This is a genomic window from Paenisporosarcina sp. P4_E4_2, assembly GCF_056401595.1.
Genome location: NZ_JBFUJC010000237.1, coordinates 1 through 4,966, shown reverse-complemented (window position 1 = coordinate 4,966; position 4,966 = coordinate 1). Strand labels below are relative to the sequence as shown.

Annotated in this window: 4 protein-coding genes and 1 rRNA gene; 1 reads left to right on the top strand and 4 read right to left on the bottom strand. The window is 40.7% G+C overall.

The window, feature by feature from the left end; translation table 11 throughout:
* Window positions 1-481 (top strand): aminotransferase class I/II-fold pyridoxal phosphate-dependent enzyme (locus AC1DSB_RS14380; RefSeq protein WP_477586953.1); only part of this gene is annotated, 481 nt, incomplete at its 5' end.
* Between the two features lie 53 nt (window positions 482-534).
* On the opposite strand, the gene AC1DSB_RS14375 is transcribed toward AC1DSB_RS14380, so the two are convergent.
* The 4 genes from AC1DSB_RS14375 to rrf form a co-directional block, all read right to left on the bottom strand.
* Complete coding sequence (locus AC1DSB_RS14375) at window positions 535-1,890, bottom strand: serine hydrolase (RefSeq protein ID WP_477586952.1); 1,356 nt, start codon at window positions 1,888-1,890, stop codon at window positions 535-537.
* A 143-nt stretch (window positions 1,891-2,033) separates the two neighbouring features.
* On the bottom strand, window positions 2,034-3,497 hold the full coding sequence (gene guaB / locus AC1DSB_RS14370; protein WP_477532253.1) for an IMP dehydrogenase: 1,464 nt from the start codon (window positions 3,495-3,497) through the stop codon (window positions 2,034-2,036).
* 107 nt (window positions 3,498-3,604) lie between these two features.
* Window positions 3,605-4,081, bottom strand: coding sequence for a glutathione peroxidase (locus AC1DSB_RS14365; protein WP_342542598.1), 477 nt, complete (start codon window positions 4,079-4,081; stop codon window positions 3,605-3,607).
* Window positions 4,082-4,849: 768 nt separating this feature from the next.
* A 5S ribosomal RNA gene (gene rrf, locus AC1DSB_RS14360) occupies window positions 4,850-4,965 on the bottom strand.
* Window position 4,966 lies beyond the last annotated feature (1 nt).

Below are 4,966 nucleotides of genomic sequence, written 5' to 3'. Positions count from 1 at the left end.
ACTTATGCCTTCCCTACGCATTGCCTATTTTGTGTTACCAATGCACTTGCTGCAAGCGTATCGACAAACATTTCCGTATTATTCATCAACGGTGCCGAGACTCGATCAACATGTTCTTGCGCAGTTCATGGGAGACGGCCATTTTTCAAAACACTTGAATCGTATGAGAAAGTTATACCGTAAAAAATTGGAGAAGTTAACGCAAGCATTGGACGCGTATAAACCTACAGTTCAAATTTCAGGCGAGCAAGCAGGTATGCACATCGTTTTAACGATTGATAGCGAATCGTCTGATCGCGAGTTAGTTGAACTTGCGAAACACCAAGACATTCGGGTATACGCCTTGTCCRACTACCATCATCCAACCGAAAATATCCCCTCCAACCCCCAAGTGCTGATTGGTTTCGGTGGTTTTGAAGAAGAAGCATTTGGACCAGCAATAGAGGCCTTAATGAAAGCTTGGCATATAAAGAAAGCATAAAAAAACCGTGATTTCTTCAATTGAAGGAATCACGGTTTTGATTTGTTTTTTGCTTAGAATAATCCACCGACAAAGTCAGAAGCACCATTCCATAGTTTGCCGAAGAAATGACCAACACCTTGTAAGCCTAAAGAGAACCAGCTTGCACGTTCAACGGCTTCAGTTGTTACAACATCAGAAGAATTTGAAGCGTCTGTGATGTACCCGTAATCTGACCCTTCAGACTTTACAATTTCCACATGACCAATTACTTCATCCTTCTTAATCGCAGCTTCCAAAGAACCATCTTTCATTTTCTTCTCATCAAGCACCAATTTGGGCTTGTATAAATCTTTTTCGCTTGATTTAATGACCATTTCAATCGGCTCTTTTACTGTAATGCCGACTTGGTCTTCTTTCCCTTTAATTACAGGGATATCTTTTTGGTCTTTAAATACATACCCTGCAGGTAAAACTTCTTCTTTTGCAAATTGCGAGAACCCATAATCAAACAATGCACGAGCAGCGYCAAATCGTGCTTTGTAAGAACCCTCGCCTTTGCTGTCTACTGCCTTCATGACAACCGCAATCACACGCATTCCATCTTTTTCAACTGTACCAGTGAAACAGTGGCCGGCAAAATTCGTTGTACCGGTTTTCAGCCCGTCTACTTTAGCACCCTTGTATTCATACACCAATCCTGGAAGCATGAAGTTCCAGTTTTCCATGTTGATGGCGTCGTCTGTGCCTTCACGGAAAACTTTTCGTGGAATGCTCGTCGTTTCAAGCACTTCCGGATAATCTTTCAACAAATGGTAAGCAAGTTTCGCAACAGACTTTGCAGGCATAACGTTTTCATCCTGAGGTCCAGTACCTTGAGGGTGCATGCCTTGTAGATCAGAATTGCTCAACCCAGTAGAGTTGACGAATTTATATCCTTCCAATCCCATCTCTTTGGCTTTCTTGTTCATCATGTTGACGAATTCTGATTCCGTACCTGCAATCGTTTCAGCGATGGCAATGGTTGCTGCATTGGCTGAATAAATCGCCATTGCTTCATATAATTCCTTGATAGAGTATGACCCATCACGACGAAGAGGCACGTTACTCAATACACGATCTTGTGAGATCTTCCATGTGTAATCTGTTACTGAATATTGTTGATCCCAAGTAACTTGTCCGTTTTCAATCGCTTCAAATAATAAGTACTCAGTCATCATTTTCGTCATACTTGCTATACCTAAAGCTGTATCTGCATTTTGTTCGTATAATATTTTTCCTGTATCCGCGTCAATTAATATAGCACCGTCAACCAATAAATTCAGACTCTCTTCAGCATCTGTAGAAGCCGGTTGCGTTACAACCATACTTACCATCAGAATCGGAAGGAGTAACCAGCGCACTAGCGCCTTGCTCACTGCACTTTTCACTTCAGAACCTCCGCCATTCTCTTTTTTAATTTTCCCTTGCTCATTTTATCACAAAAATCTGGCATACGGGACGTTCTGAAAAAAAAGCACCCAATCTGCCTAAAATATAGACGGCAGATAGGTGCTAAAGTTCCGTTATTTAATTAGATAGAGTAATTTGGAGATTCTTTCGTAATTTGCACGTCATGCGGATGGCTTTCAATCAACCCTGCACCCGTCATTTTGATGAACTGTGAATTCTCACGTAAATCTTGTAAATCTTTCGTTCCACAGTATCCCATACCTGCACGAATACCACCCATCAATTGATGGATTGTATCTGAAAGTGGTCCTTTATAAGGAAGACGACCTTCAATTCCTTCAGGTACTAACTTTTTAGCATCATCTTGGAAATAACGGTCTTTCGAGCCTTTTTCCATCGCCCCAATTGAACCCATTCCACGATATACTTTGAATCGACGACCTTGGAAGATTTCAGTTTCTCCAGGACTTTCTGAAGTTCCTGCTAGTAAACTTCCGAGCATAACAACGTGTCCACCTGCCGCTAAAGCTTTTACAATGTCTCCAGAATACTTAATCCCACCATCGGCAATGATTGTTTTGCCATGTTTACGAGCTTCTGTCGCACAATCGTAAACAGCCGTAATTTGGGGAACACCGACACCAGCAACAACACGAGTTGTACAAATTGATCCTGGACCAATTCCTACTTTCACCACATCAGCACCAGCTTCAAATAATGCCGCCGTACCTTCAGCAGTTGCTACATTCCCTGCGATGATATCCAATTCAGGATACGTTTTACGAATCTCACTGACAGTATCGATTACGCCCTGTGAATGACCATGAGCCGTATCGATAACAATCACATCGACTTGAGCTTTTACAAGGTGTTCAACACGCTTCATTGTGTCAGAAGTAACTCCTACTGCAGCACCCACCAACAAACGTCCATGATGGTCTTTTGCTGCATTGGGGAACTCAATTACTTTTTCGATATCTTTTATCGTAATTAACCCTTTTAATACACCGGACTCATCCACAATCGGTAGTTTTTCGATTTTATATTGTTGTAAAATCTTTTCTGCATCCTCAAGAGTTGTCCCTACTGGAGCAGTAACCAATTCTTCTCTCGTCATCACATCTTCAATTGCCAATGAGTAGTCCTGAATAAAGCGAAGATCACGGTTTGTAATAATCCCGACCAACTTTAACTCTACTTCATTGTTAACAATCGGTACACCAGAAATACGGTATTTACCCATTAAATGTTCTGCATCGTATACTTGATGAGTCGGCGTAAGGAAGAAAGGATCTGTAATAACGCCATTTTCAGAACGTTTTACCGTGACGACTTGCTCAGCCTGTTCTTCAATGCTCATGTTTTTATGAATCACACCAAGACCACCTTGACGAGCCATTGAAATCGCCATTGCAGCTTCAGTGACCGTATCCATACCAGCACTGATGATTGGTATATTTAATTTGATTTTTGACGTCAAATGAACAGACAAACTAACATCTTTCGGTAACACTTCAGACTTCGCTGGAACAAGCAGTACATCATCAAACGTTAAGCCTTCTTTAACAAATTTTGATTCCCACATAATCTCTTACGCCTCCCTATATCCTCATGAATATTATTGATAAGGTTATCAGCGGCTACATGGACTGTCAAGGAACATGTAATAAGAAAGATTATTCGGATATTTCATTAAATATATTGCAACAAATCACCTTCAATTTTCTTTGGCGATGATTGTGGTGCATAACGTTTTACAACTTGCCCGTCAGGATCGACCAAAAACTTTGTAAAGTTCCATTTAATATCTTCGGTCAATAACCCTTTCTTCTCAGAAACCAAGTGTTGGAACAATGGATGAGCATTGTCACCTTTCACATCTATCTTCTGGAACATCGGGAATGATACGCCATAATTCAATTGACAAAATTCCATTGTTTCTTTTACATCATCAAACTCTTGATTGCTAAATTGCCCGCATGGGAAACCTAAAACGACAAGACCTTGATCCTTATATTCATCATATAATTCTTGTAACTCTTGAAACTGTGGAGTGAATCCGCATTTACTAGCAGTATTCACAATAATCATAGGTTGCCCTTTATAATCACTTAATGAAACTTCCTTGCCATTCACTAAAGTTGCAGCATAATCATAAACATTCGTCATTTGGCAACATCCTCTCGTCTTGCATTTTATATTCTTAACATATCGAGTTACCCGGTAATGTACAAGTAATTGGATTCATCAATACGCTTACAAACTAGCTATAGGTTTAATAGTTAACSATTGATAGATTAATGGATTACTTCATGACAATCACTCTTTCAAGACGTATAGCATGCTGTAGATAATCTCATAAGCCAAGTTAAGTTGATTAGTGAAACAAGATATCTTTTCTAAAACAGGGGTTTGAAAATTTATCGCTCAAACTCATCTCACTGGCTAGTAGACTTGTTGAATCAACTTCTCTTAATCAACTGAATCTTCCCTTTAAATAACCCTTCCTCCTCGGAAAAGAGCCATGGAAGTACGCAGAGTGGTTTCTCATTTAAGTTCTTGGGTTATTACATAAAGTTACGGTCTTAGAAAAGACTAATTGTTTATATTTTCGCTGTGCTCCTGTTCAAACCATTTAAATACAACACAAAAAAACCGATACCCCAGAAGGTACCGGTTTCTTACTTTGCCTAGCGGCGTCCTACTTTCACAAGGGGTGCCCCCAACTACCATCGGCGCTAGGCTGCGAAAAGAGTTGCACTGCGCATTTCTTCGTCATCTGCGGGCTTCTCGTTTCTCACGTATGTTATACGCTCCGAGACTCGCCCCCTTGTTTCCTCGAACTACTTGCACCTCTCTTTTCTCGCACACCTTCGATTCCTGTTTAAAAGAACATAAAAAAAACCGACACCTCGAAAGGTATCGGTTTCTTATTTTGCCTAGCGACGTCCTACTCTCACAGGGGGAAACCCCCAACTACCATCGGCGCTAAAGAGCTTAACTTCCGTGTTCGGTATGGGAACGGGTGTGACCTCTTTGCCATTATCACTAGAC

What these genes read in the sequence shown, in the direction of transcription:
- guaB (WP_477532253.1), bottom strand. Translation starts at nt 3,497, where the DNA reads ATGTGGGAATCAAAATTTGTTAAAGAAGGCTTAACGTTTGATGATGTA.
- AC1DSB_RS14365 (WP_342542598.1), bottom strand. Translation starts at nt 4,081, where the DNA reads ATGACGAATGTTTATGATTATGCTGCAACTTTAGTGAATGGCAAGGAA.